The following is a 22901-nucleotide window of genomic DNA, read 5'->3' on the forward strand; positions in this document are numbered from 1 at the left end:
ATAAGCTCCCTTCCAAAGGAAGAGCCGCGACCGATCCAGGCCCCTTTGTAAAATTCCCAGTCCGGACAAACGGCAAGGCGATCCTTGTCGGTTTTCGTGTAAACGAACCGATTCATGAAGCGGTATGCTGTCGAATTCATTTTTCGGATTTTCGCCACACTGATATCCCAACCACCCTGTTCCGTTTTTGTAACCTTCGCTTTCTTAAACCACAAATACAGGTATTTTTTCCTTCTATTGGCCGTAATTAATAGATTGGCCTCATTTATCCGCTGCGGATACGCGTTCGCTTGAATACGTTTCCAGGCGGCGTTTTCATACGCGAAGAATACGTAGGGCGGGTTCGGGCGACCCCACCGAATGTATCCGTAACAGTTCATGGGGTAGGTCACGAGATAGGGCACCGCGTTGACGATGTCCAAAGCGACCGGCACCACGTTGTCTTGCAAGCCCCGACCGAAATCCCCCGTCCAGACGATTCGTTTCTCGGTACCCGGTACAGTGAACGACAACGAAGCGGTTCCCAAACCGTATTGGTTATTGAAACGATGCACGCGCACGACGGGAATCGTCTGTCCATCGGACAAGCGCACCGCTTCCGTCCAGCGCGCGGTGTTCATGTCCTCACGATAGCGGGGCAGCCAGACCTGTTCCGTCCAAACAACCGCGGCCAAGACGATTACAGCTAAGACGATCCATACGATGCGCTTGCGAACGTTCATTTCTGTCCCGCGTACGTTTGGGCTATATCGCCACACATAGCGTTGAGAATGCTAAGCCTTACGGCCTTACATAGGGCTAACCAAAGAGAACCAACAGCATTCTCAGAGCTTGGGCATTTCCGTTGCTTTGGATAATCTCGCGACTCGGGGCCATGCCTTGCCTTTTGCCCACCCCAGAATTCTCTTGATTTGGAATACCACACGGGATTCGAGCAGAGACAGACCACTAGCGGCGCGGAGTTTCTCCGCTCCAGCTTTCCCGATGATTGATCTGACGTGCAGTACGCCATTTATACATCCCACCCTCTGCAGGTGATGCGTGAGCATCTTTCTATTGCTGCATGTGTGTCCATCGCTTCGACGTCATACACTCGAACGTCGAAGCCCCCCAATTTTGTCTAGCTTATAATTAGTTTTTTCTGCAAAGACTTCAGTGCCGAATGAACGTCAATGACTACGGCACTCGTGTGATCACAATCGCAATCTACTCGCCCTGGCGAGCCACCTTGGCGGCGATCAAGAATGGCTCGATAACTGCAAGCCTTACATCATCACACCATGAGGCCCGCCCATTCCCCACGCCTAGCTCAAGACAGGAAGAAGGTAAGCCATACCCCTAGAAACCCCTTTTCACTTTCCTTGAAATTTATCTTTATGGTTCATTAGCCCTGAACCCTTATGTTTTGTATGGATACACCAATAATCTCGCCTAGTCAACAAATTTCCGCAGATATTCAGCAACGCATAATCCTGACATTCAACAATCTACTTAGGAATCTAATTGTTAGGATCCTAAGCATCTTAAATTGTTTAATATTTTAAACAGAGCCAGAAACCAAGACCTTTAAATTCAATCAGTTACCTCCAACACGGAACCATCATGCAAAAAATGAATTACGAGACCGTGGTGACGCCTTTTGCTTTGGGACGTTTTTATTCTTGAACGCTGCTCTCTTACGCTAGGCAGCCGTATTTACCTGGTCGCCGGGCAAGCATTCAGTGTCTTTGGAACTGATCAGATTTCGCAGCCACTCGGGCGATGCCTCCCCCTAGGCGTGGTTTCTCCAACCATGACGTTTCCCGAGACGTCCGGCTCGATACGTTATTCGTCCGTTTCGAACATTCCCGCCGTTCCTCGACACGACTAGTGTGCACAGCGAATCCCCTCTCCGGCTGCAGATCGACGGCCGGTCAGCGTACCGAGGCAATCGCGATGCATACGAACCCTGAATCTCCATCAATCCCGGACACGGCGCTTCGCGGGACCACGGCGGCCGTCGTCCTGACACTATTTCTTGCCGCAATGGACAGTACGGTTGTCGCAGTACTGCTGCCCGAAGTCGACCGCGCACTCGGGCACTCCGACCTTTACGCATGGATCTTGTCCGGATACCTGATTGCGGTAACGCTTGTCGCACCGTTTGCCGGAGCGCTCGGCGACCGTTTCGGGGAGCGGCGTATGCTGCAGATAGCCATATTGCTGTTCGCCACTGCCTCCGGCGCCTCGGCCTTGGCTCCCTCGATGCCAGAGCTGATTCTCGCGCGCGTACTACAGGGGCTTGGCGGTGGCATGATCATCGTGCTCGCCTATGCACTGCTCGGCACTTTATACGGCCCTGAACGGCGCGGGAGCATGCAGGGCATGTTGAGCAGCGTATGGGGCGTCGCGGCGGTCGTTGGTCCATTGTGCGGCGCTGCGCTTGCCGCCTGGCTGGGCTGGCGTGCCGTCTTCTGGCTCAACCTGCCGCTCGCGGTTGTCTGTATCGCCGTACTTCGTCTCACAGACCGTGATCAAACGCGTACCACGCATGCCGTACGCATCGACATCGCCTCGCAACTCCTGCTTGGCGTGATCACGATCGGCGTGATGCTTGCCCTATCCCAGACGACGTTGCGCCTCCCGGCGACCGTGTTCATCGTTTTGCTCGGCTTCACGACGCTGGCGGGTCTTGCACTGGTGCAGCGTGCATGGAGGCGCCCCGGAGCCAGCCCTATTCCTACAGCATTCTTCAGTCGCCCCGAGTTGTTATCCAGCCTGTGCCTGCTGTTTCTGTCGAGCGGTGGACTATACGGCTCGGTCACGTTGTTGCCGCTCTATCTGCAACACGGCGGCACACAGATTTTCGGAGCCGCCGGCACGGTCGCGCTCGCCGCGGTCGGCTGGGCAACGGGGTCGGCCGTCTGCGGCAAACTGCTCGGGCGCACCGGCTACCGCTTTGCGGGACTCCTTGGTGCTGCGTTGCTGATAGCCGGCAGCGTAATGCTTGCGCTGCACAATTCGGCATCGAGCGACTTAGCCATATGGGGTGGTGAAGCGCTGCTGGGCTTCGGAACGGGTTTCGTCGCAACGACTTCGCTGGTGCTGGCGCAGAACCTGGCGCCTGCAGGGCACATCGGCGCCTACACGGCTGCAACTCAGTTCCTTCGCAATCTCGGGGCGGCGGTCGGGATCAATGCCCTGGCCGCCATGCATCTGGCAAACTCGGGATTACAGGGAAACGCGTATCACACGGCCTTTGTCGGGCTGGCGGTCGCCATGACGCTGGTCGTTCCGCTGGCGCTTGTGTTGCCGCAGCGTTACCTTGCCTTGGCTGAAGTGGGGTGAGCTTGGTGTTTCTTTTTGCGCTGTTGCCCCCCTCTCCCCGAGGGGAGAGGGGGGTGAAAATGTCGCATGGCTGTGGCGGAGCGGGGGATAACGCGGGGTGTCCGGCTCTTTGTTCTTGGTGAACATGAACGGCAAAGGGATGCGCTGATGAACGAGCGAACGGAATGCGCTGCAGGACGCGCGAAACACCGCGGACGAGACGCGATCATGCGGACAGGCAAGTGAGCGAGCACCGTGCAGCGCGGAAGTTCTCACCCGCAGCCGTTTATCCCGCGCCCCGACATGAACGTCCCTGAAGTGGATCGATCTTCATTGCATATTCCGGCGGAGGTCGACGCACATCTGCTCGCGCGCGACGCCTGGGCTCAGGAGGAACAGCCGCACCGCCACGCCGAGGGCCAGTTCGTACTGGTCAAGCGCGGCTGTCTGAGCGGCGGCGCCGATACCCGGCAATGGCTTCTGCAGGCCGGTACGGCGGTGTGGATACCGCCGTGGCATACACACTGGGGGCGGGGCGAAGGGCGGACCGAACTCGCGGTTCTGTACCTGCGGCCTGAGCAGTGCGGCCGCTTGCCTCAGGACGTCACGCCCCTGCATGCAAGCGACCTGGCCCGCGCACTGATCGAGCGCCTGCTCGAACCGCCCCATCCGCAAACGGATTCACAACGCCGCACGCGCATGCTCGATCTGCTGCTCGACGAAATTTCGGAAGCTCCTGCGGACGGTCTCGTGCTTACCCTACCGCAGGACAAGCGCCTGCGGCCCATAGCCGATGCCTTGATCGGCGATCCGTCCCAACGCAGGACGCTGGCCGAATGGTCGCGCCGCATTGGCGCGACCGAACGCACGCTGTCCAGACTGTACAAACGCGAAACCGGCCTGAGCTACACGGCCTGGTGCCATCGGCTGCGGTTGCGGGAAGCCTTGCGCGGGCTGGCGGGCGGCATGGACAACACGGCGCTGGCCGACAGGCTGGGCTTTTCCTCTCCGGACAGTTTCAGCCACTGGTTCCGGCAGCAAACCCGGCAGACGCCGCAAGCCGTCCGCCGGGCGCTTTGAAGCGGCTACGGCGCCGGTTCAGGACGCGCCTTTCATGGGTTGGGCCTGCGAAATCGCCTCCAGCAGCTGCTGCGGAGGCAGATACCCGGGCAGGACCTCACCGTTGGACAGCACGATGGTCGGCGTACCCCGAATCCCCATCTGCACCCCGAGCTGGTAATCGCGCGCCACGGGATTGGGGCAGCTTGCCGGCGTCACGCTTTCGCCATCCATGGCGCGGTCGTAGGCCCGGTCGCGGTTCTTCGCGCACCACACGCTCTCGGCCTTGCGGGCCGAAGGCGTACCCAGTCCGGAGCGGGGGAAGAACAGGTAGCGCACTTCGACGCCGTAGCCGTTCAACGTGGGCAGATCGGCGTGCAGACGCTGGCAGTACGGGCAATCGATGTCGCTGAACACGTAGATCACGTGCTTGACCTTGCCTTCGGGGCGGTAGGTCAGCAGCGAATCGGCTGGCAGCGAACCGAGCACTTCCTTGCGCGCCCGGGTCTCGGCGACGCGCGTCAGATCCGTCTTCGAGTTCAGGTCGACCAGGTCCCCCTTGAGCAGGTAGCGCCCGTTCGAGGTGATATAGAACACCTGCATGCCGTAGCGCACCTGGTACAGACCGGCCACCGGCGTCGTCTTGATGGAATCAGGCGTATGCCCGGGCAGCAGGGTCGCCAGTTTCTGGCGCACGAGCTGTTCGCCGGATTCGGGCGCGGCCAGGGCGCTGAGTGGCAACCCGACAAGCAGCGCAAGACAGGCCAGGCGGCGGATGAACTTGAACATCGAAGAACCTCGGATAACGGTGGAACACGTGGCCCGAAGCGCACGGGCTTCGCGGCAATATGCCCAAGTTTACAGGAGTTTAGCGCTGTCTGGTTCGCGCTTTCAGCGCCCGGCTCAGCCGCGCGGATGGTGCGCCGCATGCAGCGTCTGCAGGCGGGCATTGGCGACGTGCGTGTAGATCTGCGTGGTGGACAGGTCGCTGTGGCCGAGCAGCATCTGCACCACGCGCAGGTCCGCGCCGTGATTGAGCAGATGCGTGGCGAAGGCGTGGCGCAGGGTATGCGGGGACAGATGCTTGGCGATGTCCGCGCGGCGCGCGTGGCGCCGGATCAGATACCAGAAGGCCTGGCGCGTCATCGGCCCGCCGCGGCGCGTCACGAACACCGCTCTGACCGGCGGGTGTGCGTGCATCAACTCCGGGCGCGCCTCCGCCAGGTAGCGCTCCACCCAGCGCGAGGCCTCCTCGCCCAGCGGCACCAGCCGTTCCTTCGAGCCCTTGCCGAACACGCGCACCACGCCGTGGCGCAGGTTGAGCTGGGTGTCGGACAGGCCGACCAGCTCGGACACGCGCAGGCCGGTGGCGTATAGCAGCTCCAGCATGGCCCGGTCGCGCAGTCCTTCGGGGTCCTTCAGATCCGGCGCCTGCAGCAGACGTTCCACCTCTTCTTCGCTGAGCGCGTCGGGCAGCGGACGGCCGAGACGTGGCGGATCGATGCGCACGGTGGGATCCTGTGCGATACGGCCCTCGCGCAGCTGATGGCGATAGAAACGCCGCAGCGCCGACAGCAGGCGCGCGGAGCTGCGCGGGCTGCCGCCGGCGGACAGGCGCGCCCCCAGATAATCCTGGATGTCGGCCCTGTCCGCCCGCAACAGCGTTTTCCCGTGCTGTTCCTGCGCCTGCGCGAAACCTGCCAGATCGGCGCGATACGCGGCCAGGGTATGGTCGGAGAGCCCCCGCTCGGCCCACAGCGCGTCGAGGAAAGTCTCGATCACGCCCATGTCCGGCCCGTCGCTGACTCTCGCCGTATCAGAACCCATCGCTTCGCCGAACTGCGCGCCGCTCAGGCATCGCTATCGTCGTCAGGCTTGCCCTGCTTCATCAGCCCCTTGAACAACTCTATCGGCAAGGGGAACAGAATGGTCGAGGAGTTGCGCGAAGACATATCGCTGACGGTCTGCAGATAGCGCAGCTGCAATGCCTGCGGATTCTGCGCAAGAACCGATGCGGCATCGAGCAACGCCTTGGAGGCCTGCAATTCACCGTCGGCGTTGATTACCTTCGCACGCCGCTCGCGCTCGGCCTCGGCCTGGCGCGAAATGGCTCGAACCATGCTTTCGTCCAATTCGACCTGCTTGATCTCCACGTTGGCGACCTTGATGCCCCAGGGTGAGGTCTGTTCGTCGAGAATTTCCTGGATGTCGTTGTTGAGACGATCACGCTCGGAAAGCATTTCGTCCAGTTCGTGGCGACCGAGCACCGACCGCAGCGTGGTCTGCGCCAACTGGCTGGTGGCCATATAGTAGTTCTCGACCTGGATGATGCAGCGTTCCGGATCGACCACGCGGAAGAACACGATGGCATTGACCCGCACAGTCACGTTATCGCGCGAGATCACGTCCTGACTCGGCACATCCATGGTGATCACGCGCAGATCGACCTTCACTATGCGCTGGATGACGGGAATCACCATGATCAGACCCGGGCCCTTGACGGCCTGGAAGCGCCCCAGGAAGAAAATCACGCCACGTTCGTATTCCGGGATTACCTTGATCGAAACGAACAGCAGCCCCAGCACCAACAAAATGGGTACGATCAGATACATAAGAGTCACTCCTCAGGGGTTACAGTCAGTTTAAGCCCATCGATCGCCGTTACCCGCACCCGCTGCCCGACGCGCAATGGTCCGGCCGCAGTGGCGCTCCAGCTCTCGCCGTGAACACGAATCAGAACATGGTCGCCGGCATCGCTGACGACCACGCCTACGCTGCCGATCATTTCCTCGCGCCCGCTCACCGGCCGGCGCCGGCGCAACCCCAGCACGCGCGAGATGATCCACAGAAAGAATGCGGCACTGATCACCGCCGTGCCGCCCACCAGCGTCAGCGACACGCGCAGATTCGAGCTGTCGAACAGGATGACCGAACCGACCGTGAACGCCAGCACGCCGCCCAGGCCCAGCGCCCCGAAACTCGGAACGAACACCTCGCCGATCATGAACGCGACGCCCAGGCCCATCAACGCCAGCCCGGCGTAGTTGATCGGCAGCACCTGCAGCGCGTAGAGCCCCAGCACGAGACAGATCGCCCCGGCCACACCCGGCAGCAGATAGCCGGGACTGGCGAGTTCGAAGATCAGACCGTAGATGCCGATCAGGAGCAGGATATAGGCCACGTTCGGATCGGCGATGAAGGACAGCAGCTCGCTGCGCCAGTCCAGCGCCAGGCGCTCCACCGTCAGGCCCTGTGTGTGCAACACCCGTTTCTCGTCCCCGCTGCGCACGCTCCGGCCGTCGGCCGCGGCCAGCACGGCCGGTACGCTGTCGGCAATGAAATTGATCACGCCCTTGCTCTGCGCCTCGCTCGCCGACAGGCTCACCGCCTTGCGCACGGCCAGCTCGGCCCAGGCGGCATTGCGGCCGTTGCGTTCGGCCAGGCTGCGGATGAAGGCGGCGGCATCGTTGACCTGCTTGCGGGTCAGCGTGTCGTTCTCGCTCTTCCCGCCGCCGAGCTGCACCGGCGACCACGACCTTCGCCGAGCGCTCCCGCGCCTGCGCCAGGCCGCGTTCCACATAGTCGGCCGTCGCCGGGCCGATTGCACCGTCGATGCTCAACTCCACGGCGATGCCGCCCTGCGCGTGGGCCGGCATGCCGCCCAGCAACGCCCAGATCAACAACAGCGAAATCCAAGCGGCGCGCACCATGCTCCCCCCCTCTTTCCGCAAATCATTCGTACGATGCCGACCCCGCTTCAACAACCTGTTGACGCAGCGCCGTTCCGCTTATTGCAGACGATTGTATACCCTTGCGGCAGGCGCCGTATTGCCCTGAACATGACGTTTGCGCGAACATTCAGGCCCCATGACCCACACACTTCCCATCCCCGTCCTCGGCTTCGCCGCCTGGAGCGGCACCGGCAAGACGACCCTGCTGAGCCGCGTGCTGCCGATCCTGCGCAAGTCTGGGCTGCGCTGCGCGCTGCTCAAGCACGCCCATCACAACTTCGACATCGACCACCCGGGCAAGGACAGCTACGAACTGCGCAAGGCCGGGGCGGACCAGGTACTGATCGCGTCACGCCGACGCTGGGCCCTGATGGTCGAGAGCGCATGCGAGCAAGACCCCTCGTTGGCGGAAATGCTCGAACGACTGGATCCGGGGCTGGCCGACATCGTGCTCGTGGAGGGTTTCAAGCACGAACGCCTGTCCAAGATCGAACTGCATCGCCCGACGCTGGGCAAGCCCTTGCTCTACCCCGATGATCCGGACATCATCGCCATCGCCAGCGACGAGCCGCTGAAAACCCCGTTGCCCCATCTCGATCTGAACGACCCGGCGGCGATCGCCGCGTTCATCATCGATTTCCGCCACCGCCACAGCACCCGTTGAAGGCGTCAGAAACGCATGCAAGCCAATACCTGCGACACCGATTTCGACCCCAAGGCCCTGACCGAGGAACAGGCCCGCAAGCGCATTCTCGCCTCCAGTGCCGCGCTGGATGAAACACAGCGCGTGGCGCTGATCGACGCGCTCGGGCGCGTGCTCGCCGGCGCCGTCGAAGCACCGTTCGACGTGCCGCCGCATCGCAATTCGGCCATGGACGGCTATGCCCTGCGCGCCGAGGATCAGAACACCGACACGCCCCTCAGGATCATCGGCCGCTCCTTCGCCGGCCACCCGTTCGACGGCAGTCTCCAGGCCGGCGAGTGCGTACACATCATGACCGGCGCCGTGGTGCCCGAGGGTGCGGACACCGTGATCCAGCAGGAGCTGACCGAAAGCGACGGCCAGTGGCTGCGCCTGCAGCAGGCATTGCGCACCGGAGCCAACGTGCGCCACCCGGGCGAGGATCTTCGCCGCGGCCAGACCGTGCTCGAAAGCGGGCGCTGCCTGACGCCGGCCGACCTCGGCCTGCTCGCCTCGCTAGGCATCGGCGAAATCGAGGTCCACCGCCTGCCCCGCGTCGCCTTCTTTTCCACCGGCGACGAACTGCGCGCCGTGGGCGAGCCGCTGCGCGAAGGCGAAATCCATGACAGCAACCGCTACGTACTGCACGGGCTGCTGCAGAATCTCGGCGTCGAAATCCTGGATCTCGGACGCATCCCCGACCGCGCCGACGCCGTTCACGACGCGCTGACGCAGGCCGAAGCGCAGGCCGACGTCATCATCACCACCGGCGGCGCCTCGGTCGGTGAAGCCGATTACGTGACCGGCGCGCTGCGCGAACTGGGCGAGGCCGATTTCTGGAAAATCGCCATCAAACCCGGCCGGCCGCTCAATTTCGGGCGTATCGGCCAGGCACTGTTCTTCGGCCTGCCGGGCAATCCGGTCTCGGCCATTGCGACGTTCGCGCTGTTCGTGGCGCCCTGCCTGCGGCGTCTACGCGGAGAAGCCGATCGTCCTTTCCGCATCCTGCGTGCCATCACGCACAACGACCTGAAAAAAAGCCCGGGACGCACCGACTTCCAGCGCGGTATCCTGCACACCGAGCCTGACGGCAGTCTGAGCGTGGTCACTACCGGACTGCAGGGTTCGCATATGCTAAGTTCCATGAGCCGCGCGGACTGTTTCATCCGCCTGCCGCGCGAATCTGGCCCGGTCGCGGCCGGCAGCTCCGTCGAGGTCATGCCGTTCTCCGACCTCCTTTATTGATCCGGCCCTATCAACAGCCAGAAGGACATTCTTCCTATGTACAGACGCCTTCCCCGAATTCTGGCCGCCACTGCCAGCGCCCTCGTGCTTGGGCTACTCGCTGCCTGTTCGCATGCATCGGACGGCGACAAGCTGAACCAGCCGCTGTCGGCCGACGTCATGCACAAGCTGGAAACGGCCAGCGAGGCCGGATTGAAGACCACCGAAGCGCCGCTCTACACCTCTTTCCAAAGCGTCCATGGCGAGAACCCGGGCGCCGGCAAGAAGGCCGGCGTACTGTACGTCGGCGCCGATTTCTGCCCCTACTGCGCAGCCGTGCGCTGGCCGCTGACCATCGCCCTGATGCGCTTCGGTACACTGGACGGCCTGCGCACCATGCGCTCCAGCCCGACTGACGTTGCCCCGGATACCACCACCGTCAACTTCGTCAAGGCCAAGTACACCAGCGACACCGTGCGTTTCGTCGCCGTCGAAACGGCCGATCGCCAAGGCAAAGCGCTGGAGCCGCTCACCGGCGAGCCCGCCAAGCTGTTCGCCAAGTACGACGCGCCGCCCTACACGCCCCAGGCCGGTGGCATTCCGTTCCTCTACATCGGCGGACGCTGGCTGCTGCTGGGCTCGCCCGTCAGCCCCAAGGACATCGGCACGCGGAGTTGGAGCAAGGTTGCAAATGCCTTGGCGGACCCAAACAGCAAGCTCGCCAAGATCGTCCTGCCGCAGGCCAACCTGATCACCGCAGCGATCTGCAATTCGACCGCCGGCAAGCCGGAGAAAGTCTGCAAGACACCCGGCGTCGCGGCCGCCGCGAGCCTGCTTCCACCGCGCTGAGCACAGCCTCTCGCAAAGCCGGGCCTGCCAAGCGTCAAGACGGGATTCCGCACCGCTCGGATTGGGTTACACTCGGATGAACGCAGGCATGAATACCTGCGTTCGTCCGATCACCCATCCAGAGAGGTAGCGATTATGATCAACACGATCTGGGTTCTGGCAGCCAATGCCGGACGCGCACGTCTGTTCTCCGCTCCGGGACGTAACGGCACGCTTGTCGAGCACGAAACCTGGGTAGACGGAGATGCCCGCCTCAAGGGGCGCGACATCAACACCGACCGCGCGGGTCGAACGCATGACAGTACCGGCCAAGCCAGACACGCCATGGAACCCAGAGTCGATCTCAAATCCGAGGAAGCCAACCGCTTTGCTCGCCTCATCTGCAGCCAGCTCAGTGAAAACCTACGCCGCAACAACTGCGAGCGCCTGCACATCGCCGCCTCGCCCGCCTTCCTGGGCCGCTTGCGCGAATGCATGAACAACAACCTGCGCGGCAAGGTCAGCAGCGAAATCCCCAAGGACCTCACTGGTCTCGACGCCGGTTCCCTGCGGCGCCACCTGCCCGATTTTCTCTAAATCCGTCACCCGCCGCCCGACACCGGGCGGCGGGTCCGATTCCCTGCATGAAAACCCTAATCCTACTGCGCCACGCCAAGTCGAGTTGGAAACATCCCGAACTCGACGATTTCGACCGCCCCCTCAACAAGCGCGGCCTACACGATGCCCCCGTCATGGGCAGGCGGCTCGCACAGCACGAAGCACTGCCGGACCGCTGCCTGAGCAGCCCAGCCGTACGCGCGGCAGCCACCGTCATGGCCGTCGCCGAAGCGCTGGGCTACCCCGTCGATGCGATCGCCTGGGAACCGCGCATCTACGAAGCCACGTCCGCAACCCTGCTGGATATCGTGCGCCAACAGCCCGACAACATCGAACACATTCTGCTGGTAGGCCACAATCCCGGCCTCACCGACTTCGCCAACGCGCTGACCGGCGACACGCTGGACAACCTGCCCACCGCTGCCGCCTACACCCTCACCCTGCCCATCGAGCACTGGCGTGACGCCGCCTTCGGCAGCGGCACGCGCAACGCTTACGAATATCCGAAGGACAGAAATTAAGGCAAGATCAAAACGACTCAATTAGTCAGTAGGTTTCTGCGCTTGAGATCGTGCCGCGGCCAGCAACGGGTTCTACCCCGTTTTAGCGGACACTTCTGAAAAACCTCAAGATGGGGCGAGAGAGGAGTGTTATGACACAGTGACGCAAGTTCAGTGAGCAGTTCAAACGTGAGGCGGTGGAATTGACCCGCCAGTCGGGTGCCATGATCAGCCAGATCGCCCACGATAACGGTCTATGGTCACCAACACCCAAAATGCGTGTTCTGATCCACTCCCCGTACCGAGTCACTGGTGCGGGGAGCTTATCCCCTCTTGGTGTTGATCAGTTGTACGAACCAAAGGCAGCGAGATGTCTGCAAGCACAACGGCCGAAAACCAAAGTCTTGCATCTCCCCTTGAGACGGTATTCGCAGAGGAAGGTGATGGTACCGGCGAAAAGACCGTTATGTGCATGCAAGCACTGTAAACGCTCTACTTGGGCCGAGATTTGGACTAGAGCTTGCGTAGCGTGGTGGGCGGTACTTTAGCAGTAACCTGGAATAGCTACCGATCATTGATATGATCAATTTAATAGCAGACCTATGCATTACAGCAAGTCGCTTGACCGTTTACACAGCCTCTGCAGGAGTTGGGTTCATACCCACATCGGCATGGTAGATGGGATGGTAGAAACTACTGTTTCTACACCCTAACTGCCCCTACTTCCTAGATATATGGCGGAGAGGGAGGGATTCGAACCCTCGATACGGGGTTACCGTATACACACTTTCCAGGCGTGCTCCTTCAACCACTCGGACACCTCTCCGGAACTGCTCCTTCGCCCTCTAAACGTTTGAAAAACCGCCTGCGAGCGAGGGCGCAAGGTTACTCGACTTGGACACCTATGTAAATCGTCAATTGGCGATTTTGCCCGCATCCACCGCCCAAGACATCAAACGGCGCGGCGCCACGCGGCCATCGTCCAGAATCTCGCCTATGCCCATGAAACCCAGGGGTCCGTACAGGCGGACATGGCCGGACACCGGGGCGTTCGACACCCATACCGCCTGCCCCTGTTTCACGTAGCGCGCCGACTCCGCGGCGAACTCGATCGCCGGCCAGCGGGTCAGGGCAGAATCTACCGGAATCAACGCGGCGTCGCGCTCCTCCAACGACATGCTCTCTAGTTCTTCCAGCGTGTACATGCCGGAATCATCGAAGGGCTGGACACCCAGCCGGCGTAGAGCGATGACATGCGCACCGCAACCCAGGGCCTGCCCCAGATCGTCGATCAGCGTACGCACGTAAGTGCCGCTGGAACACTCGATCTCGAAGTCGAGTTCGTCGCCTTCCCGTCCGACAAGCTCGTAGCGCACTATACGAACAGGGCGCGGCTTGCGCTCGACCTCGACGCCCTGCCGCGCAAGTTCGTACAGGCGCTTGCCCTGATGCTTGAGCGCCGAATACATGGGAGGAATCTGCGCGATATCGCCGCGCAGGGGCTCCAGAGCGCCTTCTATGGCGGCTGAGTCAAGATCGCCAGGAACCGGCTTCTCGGCGATCACCTCACCCTCGGCGTCGGCGCTGTCGGTACGTACGCCCAGACGGCAACGCGCACGGTAGCGCTTGTCGGCCTCGAGCAGGTAGGAGGACACCTTGGTCGCTTCGCCGAAGCACAGCGGCAATAGGCCGGTGGCGAGTGGATCGAGGCTGCCGGTGTGGCCAGCCTTGTTCGCGTTGAACAGGCGCTTGGTGGCCTGCAGGGCCTGATTCGAACTCAGCCCCTGCGGCTTGTCCAGCAACAGCACGCCGTGCACGTCGCGTCGCCGCGGCCTGCGGTTCGGTCCTCGCATGTAAGCTCAGTCCTCGTCGGAATGACGTTCGCGGTCTTCCCGAACGGCTTCGGCTATCAGCGCGTCGAGTCGGTCGCCGCGCGCCTGACTGTCGTCGTAGACGAAGCGCAGCTCGGGCACGATGCGTAGGCGCATGCGCCGGCCCAGCTCGCGGCGCAGGAAACCCGCCGCCCTGCCCAGGGCGGCGCCGGTGGTCTGGACCGCTTCGCCTTCGCCCAGCACGGTGTAGTACACGCGGGCGTAGGCGAGATCCTTGGAAACCTCGACATCGCCCAGCGTGACCATACCGATACCGGGGTCCTTGAGTTCGGTGCGAATCAGCTCGGCCAGCTCGCGATGGATCTGCTCGCCGACACGCAGCGTTCTGGAATATTCACGCGGCATCGTTGCTACCCGCTCTCTCCTACCCGGCCGCCTTACAGCGTACGGGCGACCTCGATCTTCTCGTAGACTTCGATCTGGTCGCCGGGACGCACGTCGTTGTAATTCTTGACGGCGATACCGCACTCGGTACCGACCCGAACTTCGTTGACGTCGTCCTTAAAGCGGCGCAGCGACTCCAGGCCACCCTCGAACACCACGACGTTGTCGCGCAGCACACGGATCGGGTTGCCGCGGCGCACCACGCCCTCGACCACCAGACAGCCGGCCACCGCGCCGAGACGCGAGGAGCGGAACACGTCGCGCACCTCGGCCAGGCCGATGATCTGCTCGCGCAGCTCCGGCGACAACAGGCCGGACAGCGCCTGCTTGACGTCATCGATGACCTCGTAAATGACGCTGTAGTAGCGCAAGTCGACTTCCTTGTCCGCCGCCAGGCGGCGCGCAGCGGCATCCGCACGCACGTTGAAGCCGATGATGATCGCCTCGGAAGCCAGCGCCAGATTGACGTCGGACTCGGCAATGCCGCCCACGCCGGAGGACACGATCTTGACCTGGACCTCATCGGTGGAGAGCTTCTGCAGCGAGTCGCGCAACGCCTCGGCGCTGCCTTGCACGTCCGCCTTAACCAGCAGGTTGACGGTCTTGACCTCGCCGTCCTGCATCTGCGTAAACAGGTTTTCCAGCTTGGCCGCCTGCTGCGAAGCCAGCTTGCTCTCGCGGAACTTGCCACGGCGGAAATCCGCCACTTCGCGCGCCTTACGCTCATCGGCAACCGCCAGCACGTCGTCGCCCGCGTTGGGGGTACCGGACAGGCCGAGCACCACCACCGGAATGGACGGACCGGCTTCCTGCACTTCCTGGCCGTTCTCGTCGAACATTGCGCGCACGCGGCCGAACTCCTGGCCGGTGAGCAGCATGTCGCCGCGGCGCAGCCGCCCCTTCTGCACCAGGACCGTAGCCACCGGACCGCGCCCCTTGTCGAGGCTGGATTCGACCACCACGCCCGCAGCCGGGCCATCGTCCGGCGCCTTCAGCTCAAGCACTTCCGCCTGCAGCAGAATACCTTCCAGCAGGTCATCAATGCCCTCCCCACTCTTCGCGGAGACGCTGACGAACTGGGTATCGCCGCCCCAGTCCTCGGGGATGACCTCGTGCTGCGACAACTCGTTCTTGACCCGGTCAGGATCGGCATCGGGCTTGTCGATCTTGTTAACCGCAACCACCAACGGCACGTTTGCGGCGCGCGCATGCTGGACCGCCTCGATGGTCTGAGGCATGACGCCGTCGTCCGCCGCGACCACCAGCACGACCACGTCGGTCGCCGAGGCACCGCGTGCACGCATCGCCGTGAACGCCGCATGGCCGGGCGTGTCGAGGAAAGTCAAGCCGCCGCGCGACGTCTCCACGTGGTAGGCACCAATGTGCTGGGTGATGCCACCGGCTTCGCCCGCCGCCACCTTGGCGCGGCGGATATAGTCGAGCAGCGAGGTCTTGCCATGATCGACGTGACCCATGATGGTGACCACGGGCGGCCGCACCATCTCTTCGCGCTGCTCCTGGTCCAACCCCAGGTCCAGACCCTGCTCGACGTCGGACTCCGATACCGGCTTGGCGACGTGGCCCATTTCCTCGACCACCAGCGTCGCCGTGTCCTGATCGACGCTCTGGTTGATGGTGGCCATCACGCCCATACCCATCAGCGTCTTGATGACGGCCGGCGCCTTGATCGCCATGCGCTGGGCCAGATCGGACACCGTGATGGTTTCCGGAATATCAACCTCGCGCACGACCGGAGCCGTGGGTTTCTCGAAACCGTGTTTGGAAGACACGTCAGCGGTTGCCCGGCCGCGGCCGCCCTTGGCCCCCTTGCCGCGCCGCCCGCGCTTGTCGCTGGACACGTGCAGCTCGGCGCGCCCCGAACGGTTTTCGCTCTCGCCGCGTCCCTTGCCGCGTGCCTTGGTGGTCTTGCCGCGACTAGCAGTTCGGTTCGCCTCTTCCTGAGTGCGCTGCTTGGCGGCTTCCTCAGCCTGACGCCGGGCCTGTTCGGCTTCGCGCCGCTCGGCTTCCTGCTTACGCTTCTCTTCCTGCAGCTTGCGCTGGCGCTCGGTTTCCTTGCGTTCCTCGTCGGCCTTGCGGCGCGCCTCGTCGAGCCGCCGGCGGTCTTCCTCGAATCTTTTCGCAAGAGCGGCCGACTTGTTCGTCAGCTCGTTGATCTCTTCACTCTTGTTGGGCTCGGGCGCAGCGGCAGGCTCTTCCGGCTCCGACTGCTCGACCTCGGCAGCTTCCTCGACCGGCTCGGCCTCAACCGGCACTTCGGGTTCAGTCGGCGTCTCGGCCTCGACCGGCGCTTCCGGCTCCGGCTCGTTCTGCGCAGCCTCGACCTCCGGCGTCTCCGCCACGGTGGCTTCCTGCACCTCGGCTGCACTTGCCGACGCCTCGGCCTCGACTGCAGCCTCGAGCGCTGCGACTGCAGCGGTTTCTGCAGCCTCGGCTGCGGCCACTTCAGCTTCGGTGGCTGTCGTTTCCTGATTCGCACGGCGCTCGTAGACGCGTTTCTTGCGCACCTCGACACTCACCGTCTTCGCCCGCCCTTGGGCGCCGCCGCCGACCTTCAGCTCGGAGGTGCTGCGCCGACGCAGCGTAACGCGCTGACGGGGTTCGCCGTCGCCATGGCCGTGGGATCGGCGCAGGTATTCCAACAGCTTCATCTTCTCGGCGTCGCTGACTTCCTGGTCGGGACCACTGGCCTCGATCCCCGCGTCCTTGAGCTGCTCAAGAAGACGCTCGACGGGCGTGCCGACGATTTCGGATAGCTGTTTGACTGTCACCGTACTCATGCTCGGTCACCTCGTGATATTCATGCGTCCGCGCAAAATTCCGCGCTGAGCGGCCGGGTAGCATACTTCACCGGACATCCCGCTCGCGGCTACTGCCGCGACGGACGCCGCCCTCTCGCAACGGCCATGCCGTCGCATACGAATCTTACTCGCCAGTCTCTTCGAACCACGGCGCGCGTGCCGCCATGATAAGCGCCGCTGCGCGTTCCTGATCGAGACCGGAAATGTCCAGCAGATCGTCCACCGCCTGCTCCGCTAGGTCTTCCGCCGTGACGATGCCGCGCTGCGCCAGTGCCTGCGCCACGACCTCATCCATGCCGTCCAGCGCCAGGAGGTCCTCCGCAGGCTCGCCGCCCTGCCCCTCTTCGACCGCGATCGCTCGCGTAAGCAGTGCGTCCCGTGCGCGGGCACGCAGTTCCTCGACCACGTCTTCGTCGAACTCCTCGATTTCGAGCAGTTCCGCCGCCGGCACGTAAGCGACTTCCTCGACGCTGGAGAAGCCTTCCTGCACGAGGATGTTGGCGACCTCCTCGTCCACGTCGAGCTGCTCCATGAACAACTGCGTCAGTTCCCGCACTTCGCGCTCGGTCTTTTCCTCGGCCTGCTCTTCGGACATCACGTTCAGCTCCCAGCCGGTGAGCTGGCTGGCAAGCTTGACGTTCTGGCCGCCACGACCGATGGCCTGCGAAAGCTTCTCTTCCGACACGGCCAGATCCATGCTGTGGCGATCCTCGTCGACAACGATGGACACCACCTCGGCCGGCGACATGGCATTGATCACGAACTGCGCGACATTGTCGTCCCACAGCACGATGTCGATACGCTCGCCGGCGAGTTCGTTGGACACCGACTGCACGCGCGAACCGCGCATGCCGACGCAGGCGCCGACGGGGTCCAGGCGCGGATCGTTGGAACGCACCGCGATCTTCGCGCGCAGGCCCGGATCGCGCGCCGCACCCATGATGTCGATCAAGCCCTGGCCGACCTCGGGCACCTCGAGCTTGAACAGCTCGATGAGGAACTCGGGGGCGGTGCGGCTGACGAACAGCTGCGGGCCGCGGGGCTCGTGGCGCACTTCCTTGAGGTAGCCGCGCAGACGCTCGCCGGGACGCACGGTCTCCCGCGGAATCATATCCTCGCGGCCGATGAAGGCTTCGGCATTGCCGCCCAGGTCCAGATAGATGCCGTGGCGTTCGCTGCGTTTGACCACGCCCATCACCAGATCTCCGACGCGGTCCTCGTAGGCCTCGACCACCTGGCGACGCTCGGCCTCGCGCACCTTCTGCACGATCACCTGCTTGGCAACCTGAGCCGCGATGCGGCCGAAATCGGCGGCTTCGATCTCCTGCTCGATGTACTCACCGATCTGGATATCGGGGTACTCCTGCTGGGCATAGCTGAGCAGACGCTGCCGTTCCGGAGTTTCGAACTCCGGATCCTCGTCGTCCATCACCAGCCAGCGGCGGTAGCCTTGATAGTCGCCGTTGCGACGGTCGATGCTCACGCGCACGTCGATGTCGCCGCTGTGCTTCTTGCGTGTGGCCGACGCCAGCGCTGCTTCGATGGCCTCGAAGATGATCTCCTTGTCGACCGCTTTCTCGTTGGAGACCGCGTCGACGACCAGCAGGATCTCTTTGTTCATTGCCAGTTCTCCAAGACGGGACCGCACCATGCGACCCTCACCTCAATGCATTGACTTCAGCCGTCGCCCCGTCGGGGAGGGACGTCGCCGGTGTATATCAGTCGGGCCCGCTGCACCGCTTCCAGCGGCACCAACACGGATTCCCCATCCACCTCGATCCGGACAGCATCGCCTTCGCAGGCCTGCAGTACGCCCGTCATGTTACGCCGCCCTTCCACCGGCCAGCGCAGACGTATCTTGACCGTTTCACCGACATAGTGCTGGTACTGCTCGGAGCGAAACAGCACGCGATCCAGCCCGGGCGAGGACACCTCCAGGCGGTAGGCAACCGGAATGGGATCCTCCACATCGAACAGCGCACTGAGCTGGTCGCTGATTTGCGTGCAGTCGTCCAGCGTGACGCCATTCGGCCCGTCGACGAAAACCCGCACCAACGCACTGCCTCCGAACGGCGTGTACTCAAGCCCCCACAAGCCCAGCCCGACACTCTCGACCACAGGTGCGATCAGCGCCTCAAGCTCGGTTTGCGATGCAGCACGACTCATTCGTTTTCCACAGTGCGGTCGATCTCGATCGACACATTCCGTTTCAGCCAACAAAAAGGCCCCGAACGGGGCCTTTTTGTTCTAAACATCCTTTGGTAGCGGGGGCAGGATTTGAACCTGCGACCTTCGGGTTATGAGCCCGACGAGCTGCCAGACTGCTCCACCCCGCATCAGGAGCTGCGCATGATACTAAACGTTTTCAGGATTGGCAAGAGCTGGGATCGACTTTGTTCGACACCGCCTGTTTGCGCCCACTGAGTTGGCGGCGCAGATCGTATCGGTAGATAAATCCAGGCAGCGCGAACACCAGGAACAAGGCGATCGTGACAACGTAGAACACCCAGCCCTGGTGATAAATTTCACCGGTCAACCTACGTTCCAGGCCCAGCCCGATCGCACCGATCACGAAGTACAGTACGGCCCACTCGAGCAACCGGAACCACGGGCCCTTGCCCTTGGCGCTGTGCACCACGAAGAACAGCCGCTCACTCAACCACGGGAGGTTGGCGGCCACGATCGCCAGCACGAGGTAAATCCAGATGTAGTTGCCTTGGCTCATTGCAGACCCGCCACCGCCGCCGCGCAGTACGCCATCAGCGCTCCGGGCAGCACGCCCAGAGCCAGCATGGCGAGTCCGTTGGCGCTCATTACCACGCCAACATCCAGTCCCGGCCGCAGCGGCGTTTCGTCCTCCGCCTTATCGAAGTAAACGTATTTGATCGCGCGCAGATAGTAGAACGCGCCGATCACCGACATGATCACGGCATACAGCGCCAGCCATGGTTGATTCACCTGCACCACCGCCTGCAACACCACCAACTTGGCGTAGAAGCCGACGGTCGGTGGCACACCGGCCATGGAGAACATCAGCAGCAGCATGATGAAAGCCAGCCAGGGGCTACGTTCGTTCAGCCCCTTGAAGTCCTCGAGGTTCTCGGCCTCGAAACCCTTGCGGCTGAGAAGCGTGACCATACCGAAGGCGCCGGCGGACATCAATGCATAGGTCAGTACGTAGAACATCGCCGCGGCGTAGCCGTTGTCGGTGCCGGCGAAGATGCCCATGAACACGAAGCCGACGTGCGAAATGGTCGAATACGCCAGCATGCGCTTGATGCTGTGCTGGGCGATCGCCACGATGTTACCCACCGCCAACGACAGAATGACCAGTAGCTCCAGCATCCCGGACCATTGCATGTGCGTGCTGGGCAGTGCCTCGACGAGCAGACGCATGACCATGGCGAAGGCCGCGATCTTGGTCACCGTGCCCAGGTACAGCGTCACCGAGGTCGGAGAGCCCTCGTAAACGTCCGGCACCCACATATGGAACGGCACCGCACCGAGCTTGAAGGCCAAGCCTGCGACGACGAACACCACTGCCAAGCCTACCGCCAGGGAAGGATGCGAGGACTGCACCAGCGCGGCGGAAATGGCCGTGATGTCCAGTGAACCGGTCAATCCGTAGAGGATCGACATGCCGTAGAGCAGCAGACCGGAGGCCAGCGCGCCGAGCACGAAGTACTTCATCGCCGACTCGGAGGCCCGGCGGGAATCGCGCTGGAAGGCCACCATGGCGTACAGCGACAGAGACATCAGCTCCAGACCAAGGTAGATCGTCAACAGGCTGTGCGCAGAAATCAGCACCAGCATGCCGAGCACGCCGGCCAGGCCCAGCACGAAGTACTCGCCACGGAACAGATCGCGCTCACGCATGTAGGGCCGCGAGTAGACGAACACCGCAATGGTCACGCCCAGCACGAACAGCTTGAGCAGCACTGCCAGCGGGTCGCTGACGAAAGTGCCGGCGAAGGCCACCACTCTAACGCCGGGATCGACGATCAGCACCAGCGCGGCAGTCGCCGCCAGGGTGAACTGCGCCAGCCAGTAGGTGACGTTGCGCTGGACGTCGCTCAGGAATACGTCGATGACCAGCACCGCGCAGATCATGCCGAGCAGGAACAGCTCGGGCGCGATCAGAAGGAAGTCATTGGCGGAAGGGAGTGTCGTCATGCGCTTCGCATCCTGTCCTTACAGCTTGGAGGTCAAGGCTTGCTGCAACAGGTGCTGCACCGAAACATGCATCACATCCAGCAGCGGCGCCGGCCACACGCCGAGCACCAGCACGGCCGCAGCCAGCAGGCCAAGAATCAGCGTTTCGCGGCGGCTGACATCGGTCAGCGCAGCGACCCGCTTGTTGGTCACCGGCCCGTAGATCACCCGCTTGACCAGCCATAGCGTGTAGGCCGCGCCGATGATCAAGGTCAGCGCGGCGATCAGCGCCAGCCAGAAGCTGGCGTGAAAGCTGGCCAGGATCACCATGAACTCGCCGACGAAACCGGAAGTGCCCGGCAGGCCGGCGTTGGCCATGGCGAACAGCACGAAGAAACCGGCGAACACCGGCATGCGGTTGACCACACCGCCGTAGTCGCTGATCTCGCGCGAATGCATGCGATCGTAGAGCACGCCGACGCAGAGGAACATCGCCCCGGAGATGAAACCGTGCGAGATCATCTGCACCATGCTTCCTTCCAACGCCAGCGCGCCGCCGTGCGGGTCGCCGGCATGCGCGACGATGGCGTAGATCACGAAGAAACCCAGCGTCACGAAGCCCATGTGCGCAATCGAGGAATAGGCGATGAGTTTCTTCATATCCTGCTGCACCAGCGCGACGAAACCGATGTAGACCACCGCCACCAGCGACATGAAGATCAACAGGCCGCTCAGCGCCTGACTGGCATCCGGCGTGATCGGCAGCGCGAAGCGAAGGAAACCGTAACCGCCGATCTTGAGCATCACCGCGGCCAGGATCACCGAACCACCGGTCGGCGCCTCAACGTGCGCGTCCGGCAGCCAGGTATGCACCGGCCACATCGGGATCTTCACCGCGAAGGCGCCCATGAAGGCCAGGAAGATCAGGATCTGCGCGGTCATGCCCAGATGCAGGTGCTGAAAGTCGAGGACACTGAAGCTGCCCGACTGGGTGTACATGTAGATCAGCGCGATCAGCATCAGCACCGAGCCGAGAAACGTATAGAGGAAGAACTTCAGAGTCGCGTACACGCGCCGCGGCCCACCCCACACGCCGATTACGATGAACATCGGGATCAGCATGGCCTCGAAGAAGATGTAGAACAGGATCGAGTCCAGCGCGGAGAACACCCCGTTCATGAGACCTTCCATGATCAGGAAGGCCGCCAGGTACTGGCCGGTGTGTTCCCTGATCACCTCCCAAGCGGCGATCACCACCAGCACCGTGGTGAAGGTGGTCAGCAGGATCAGCGGCATCGACAGACCATCGACGCCGAGGTAGTAGTTGATGTTCAGCGAGCTGATCCAGGGTTGCAATTCGACGAACTGCATAGACGCGGTATGCGTGTCGAAGCCGGTATACAGCGGAACGCTGAATACGAACGTCGCCACCGCGAAGATCAGCGCGAGGCGGCGCGCGCCACTGGCTTTTTCGCCGGCGCCGAGGACCACGAAACCGCCCAGGATGGGCGTCCAGATCACCAAGCTGAGAAGAGGCCAATGCGCAAGCATGCGGTTCCCTTGCAGTCTTTTCGTTATCGGTCGGAGCGCGCGCCTAGCGGAGCACGAACCAGCTCAACAGCACCAGCACGCCGATGATCATGGCAAAGCTGTAGTGATAGAGATATCCGGTCTGCACCAGACGCATGCGCCCGGCCGTCCAGCCC

20 protein-coding genes and 2 tRNA genes are annotated in these 22901 nt (G+C 62.7%); 7 read left to right on the top strand and 15 right to left on the bottom strand.

Going from position 1 to position 22901, the window contains the following annotated elements; translation table 11 throughout:
- Positions 1–722 (bottom strand): hypothetical protein (locus P8014_RS17995; RefSeq protein WP_337818703.1); only part of this gene is annotated, 722 nt, incomplete at its 3' end.
- Positions 723–1935: 1213 nt separating this feature from the next.
- Between P8014_RS17995 and P8014_RS18000 the strand changes: the two genes are divergently transcribed.
- Both P8014_RS18000 and P8014_RS18005 read left to right on the top strand, forming a co-directional pair.
- Positions 1936–3327, top strand: a complete 1392-nt coding sequence (locus tag P8014_RS18000) for an MFS transporter (protein WP_337818704.1) — start codon at positions 1936–1938, stop codon at positions 3325–3327.
- Positions 3328–3609: 282 nt separating this feature from the next.
- On the top strand, positions 3610–4386 hold the full coding sequence (locus tag P8014_RS18005) for an AraC family transcriptional regulator (RefSeq protein ID WP_337818705.1): 777 nt from the start codon (positions 3610–3612) through the stop codon (positions 4384–4386).
- 18 nt (positions 4387–4404) lie between these two features.
- Here the strand turns inward: P8014_RS18005 and P8014_RS18010 are convergent, their stop codons facing one another.
- The 4 genes from P8014_RS18010 to P8014_RS18025 form a co-directional block, all read right to left on the bottom strand.
- Positions 4405–5154 carry a DsbC family protein gene (locus P8014_RS18010; RefSeq protein WP_337818706.1) on the bottom strand — a complete coding sequence of 250 codons (750 nt, stop codon included), beginning with the start codon at positions 5152–5154 and terminating at the stop codon, positions 4405–4407.
- Positions 5155–5268: 114 nt separating this feature from the next.
- On the bottom strand, positions 5269–6192 hold the full coding sequence (gene xerD, locus P8014_RS18015) for a site-specific tyrosine recombinase XerD (RefSeq protein ID WP_337818707.1): 924 nt from the start codon (positions 6190–6192) through the stop codon (positions 5269–5271).
- A 23-nt stretch (positions 6193–6215) separates the two neighbouring features.
- Positions 6216–6977 (bottom strand): slipin family protein, encoded by a 762-nt coding sequence (locus P8014_RS18020; protein ID WP_337818708.1) that lies wholly within the window; start codon positions 6975–6977, stop codon positions 6216–6218.
- 5 nt (positions 6978–6982) lie between these two features.
- Positions 6983–7888, bottom strand: a complete 906-nt coding sequence (locus tag P8014_RS18025; protein WP_337818709.1) for a nodulation protein NfeD — start codon at positions 7886–7888, stop codon at positions 6983–6985.
- Between the two features lie 344 nt (positions 7889–8232).
- On the opposite strand from P8014_RS18025, the gene mobB reads away from it, so the two are divergent.
- The 5 genes from mobB to P8014_RS18050 all read left to right on the top strand — a co-directional run bounded on the left by mobB (position 8233) and on the right by P8014_RS18050 (position 11969).
- Positions 8233–8760, top strand: coding sequence for a molybdopterin-guanine dinucleotide biosynthesis protein MobB (gene mobB, locus P8014_RS18030; RefSeq protein ID WP_337818710.1), 528 nt, complete (start codon positions 8233–8235; stop codon positions 8758–8760).
- 15 nt (positions 8761–8775) lie between these two features.
- Complete coding sequence (glp, locus tag P8014_RS18035) at positions 8776–10023, top strand: gephyrin-like molybdotransferase Glp (protein WP_337818711.1); 1248 nt, start codon at positions 8776–8778, stop codon at positions 10021–10023.
- Positions 10024–10059: 36 nt separating this feature from the next.
- Complete coding sequence (locus P8014_RS18040; RefSeq protein ID WP_337818712.1) at positions 10060–10851, top strand: DUF929 family protein; 792 nt, start codon at positions 10060–10062, stop codon at positions 10849–10851.
- Between the two features lie 135 nt (positions 10852–10986).
- Positions 10987–11427 (top strand): host attachment protein, encoded by a 441-nt coding sequence (locus P8014_RS18045; RefSeq protein WP_337818713.1) that lies wholly within the window; start codon positions 10987–10989, stop codon positions 11425–11427.
- Positions 11428–11474: 47 nt separating this feature from the next.
- A complete protein-coding gene (locus P8014_RS18050) occupies positions 11475–11969 on the top strand; it encodes a histidine phosphatase family protein (protein WP_337818714.1) in 495 nt (164 codons plus the stop codon).
- Between the two features lie 714 nt (positions 11970–12683).
- On the opposite strand, the gene P8014_RS18055 is transcribed toward P8014_RS18050, so the two are convergent.
- From P8014_RS18055 to P8014_RS18100, 10 genes are all read right to left on the bottom strand, one after another.
- Positions 12684–12774: transfer RNA gene (locus tag P8014_RS18055), tRNA-Ser, on the bottom strand.
- A gap of 88 nt (positions 12775–12862) precedes the next feature.
- A complete protein-coding gene (truB, locus tag P8014_RS18060) occupies positions 12863–13801 on the bottom strand; it encodes a tRNA pseudouridine(55) synthase TruB (protein ID WP_337818715.1) in 939 nt (312 codons plus the stop codon).
- A 6-nt stretch (positions 13802–13807) separates the two neighbouring features.
- On the bottom strand, positions 13808–14185 hold the full coding sequence (rbfA, locus tag P8014_RS18065) for a 30S ribosome-binding factor RbfA (protein WP_337818716.1): 378 nt from the start codon (positions 14183–14185) through the stop codon (positions 13808–13810).
- A gap of 32 nt (positions 14186–14217) precedes the next feature.
- On the bottom strand, positions 14218–17022 hold the full coding sequence (infB, locus tag P8014_RS18070) for a translation initiation factor IF-2 (protein WP_337818717.1): 2805 nt from the start codon (positions 17020–17022) through the stop codon (positions 14218–14220).
- A gap of 145 nt (positions 17023–17167) precedes the next feature.
- Complete coding sequence (nusA, locus tag P8014_RS18075; protein ID WP_337818718.1) at positions 17168–18664, bottom strand: transcription termination factor NusA; 1497 nt, start codon at positions 18662–18664, stop codon at positions 17168–17170.
- A gap of 56 nt (positions 18665–18720) precedes the next feature.
- Positions 18721–19209, bottom strand: coding sequence for a ribosome maturation factor RimP (rimP, locus tag P8014_RS18080; RefSeq protein ID WP_337818719.1), 489 nt, complete (start codon positions 19207–19209; stop codon positions 18721–18723).
- Positions 19210–19302: 93 nt separating this feature from the next.
- A tRNA-Met gene (locus P8014_RS18085) sits at positions 19303–19379 on the bottom strand.
- 29 nt (positions 19380–19408) lie between these two features.
- On the bottom strand, positions 19409–19768 hold the full coding sequence (locus P8014_RS18090; protein WP_337818720.1) for a DUF2818 family protein: 360 nt from the start codon (positions 19766–19768) through the stop codon (positions 19409–19411).
- Entirely contained in the window at positions 19765–21216 is a 1452-nt protein-coding gene (nuoN, locus tag P8014_RS18095; RefSeq protein WP_337818721.1) for an NADH-quinone oxidoreductase subunit NuoN, read from the bottom strand. Before nuoN ends, P8014_RS18090 begins: the two co-directional genes overlap by 4 nt.
- An 18-nt stretch (positions 21217–21234) precedes the next feature.
- Positions 21235–22746, bottom strand: a complete 1512-nt coding sequence (locus P8014_RS18100) for an NADH-quinone oxidoreductase subunit M (protein WP_337818722.1) — start codon at positions 22744–22746, stop codon at positions 21235–21237.
- Between the last annotated feature and the right edge of the window lie 155 nt (positions 22747–22901).

Source organism: Acidihalobacter sp., from assembly GCF_037381185.1.
GTDB lineage: Bacteria > Pseudomonadota > Gammaproteobacteria > DSM-5130 > Acidihalobacteraceae > Acidihalobacter_A.

What these genes read in the sequence shown, in the direction of transcription:
- P8014_RS18000 (WP_337818704.1), top strand. Translation starts at nt 1,936, where the DNA reads ATGCATACGAACCCTGAATCTCCATCAATCCCGGACACGGCGCTTCGC.
- P8014_RS18005 (WP_337818705.1), top strand. Translation starts at nt 3,610, where the DNA reads ATGAACGTCCCTGAAGTGGATCGATCTTCATTGCATATTCCGGCGGAG.
- P8014_RS18010 (WP_337818706.1), bottom strand. Translation starts at nt 5,154, where the DNA reads ATGTTCAAGTTCATCCGCCGCCTGGCCTGTCTTGCGCTGCTTGTCGGG.
- xerD (WP_337818707.1), bottom strand. Translation starts at nt 6,192, where the DNA reads ATGGGTTCTGATACGGCGAGAGTCAGCGACGGGCCGGACATGGGCGTG.
- P8014_RS18020 (WP_337818708.1), bottom strand. Translation starts at nt 6,977, where the DNA reads ATGTATCTGATCGTACCCATTTTGTTGGTGCTGGGGCTGCTGTTCGTT.
- mobB (WP_337818710.1), top strand. Translation starts at nt 8,233, where the DNA reads ATGACCCACACACTTCCCATCCCCGTCCTCGGCTTCGCCGCCTGGAGC.
- glp (WP_337818711.1), top strand. Translation starts at nt 8,776, where the DNA reads ATGCAAGCCAATACCTGCGACACCGATTTCGACCCCAAGGCCCTGACC.
- P8014_RS18040 (WP_337818712.1), top strand. Translation starts at nt 10,060, where the DNA reads ATGTACAGACGCCTTCCCCGAATTCTGGCCGCCACTGCCAGCGCCCTC.
- P8014_RS18045 (WP_337818713.1), top strand. Translation starts at nt 10,987, where the DNA reads ATGATCAACACGATCTGGGTTCTGGCAGCCAATGCCGGACGCGCACGT.
- P8014_RS18050 (WP_337818714.1), top strand. Translation starts at nt 11,475, where the DNA reads ATGAAAACCCTAATCCTACTGCGCCACGCCAAGTCGAGTTGGAAACAT.
- truB (WP_337818715.1), bottom strand. Translation starts at nt 13,801, where the DNA reads ATGCGAGGACCGAACCGCAGGCCGCGGCGACGCGACGTGCACGGCGTG.
- rbfA (WP_337818716.1), bottom strand. Translation starts at nt 14,185, where the DNA reads ATGCCGCGTGAATATTCCAGAACGCTGCGTGTCGGCGAGCAGATCCAT.
- infB (WP_337818717.1), bottom strand. Translation starts at nt 17,022, where the DNA reads ATGAGTACGGTGACAGTCAAACAGCTATCCGAAATCGTCGGCACGCCC.
- nusA (WP_337818718.1), bottom strand. Translation starts at nt 18,664, where the DNA reads ATGAACAAAGAGATCCTGCTGGTCGTCGACGCGGTCTCCAACGAGAAA.
- rimP (WP_337818719.1), bottom strand. Translation starts at nt 19,209, where the DNA reads ATGAGTCGTGCTGCATCGCAAACCGAGCTTGAGGCGCTGATCGCACCT.
- P8014_RS18090 (WP_337818720.1), bottom strand. Translation starts at nt 19,768, where the DNA reads ATGAGCCAAGGCAACTACATCTGGATTTACCTCGTGCTGGCGATCGTG.
- nuoN (WP_337818721.1), bottom strand. Translation starts at nt 21,216, where the DNA reads ATGACGACACTCCCTTCCGCCAATGACTTCCTTCTGATCGCGCCCGAG.
- P8014_RS18100 (WP_337818722.1), bottom strand. Translation starts at nt 22,746, where the DNA reads ATGCTTGCGCATTGGCCTCTTCTCAGCTTGGTGATCTGGACGCCCATC.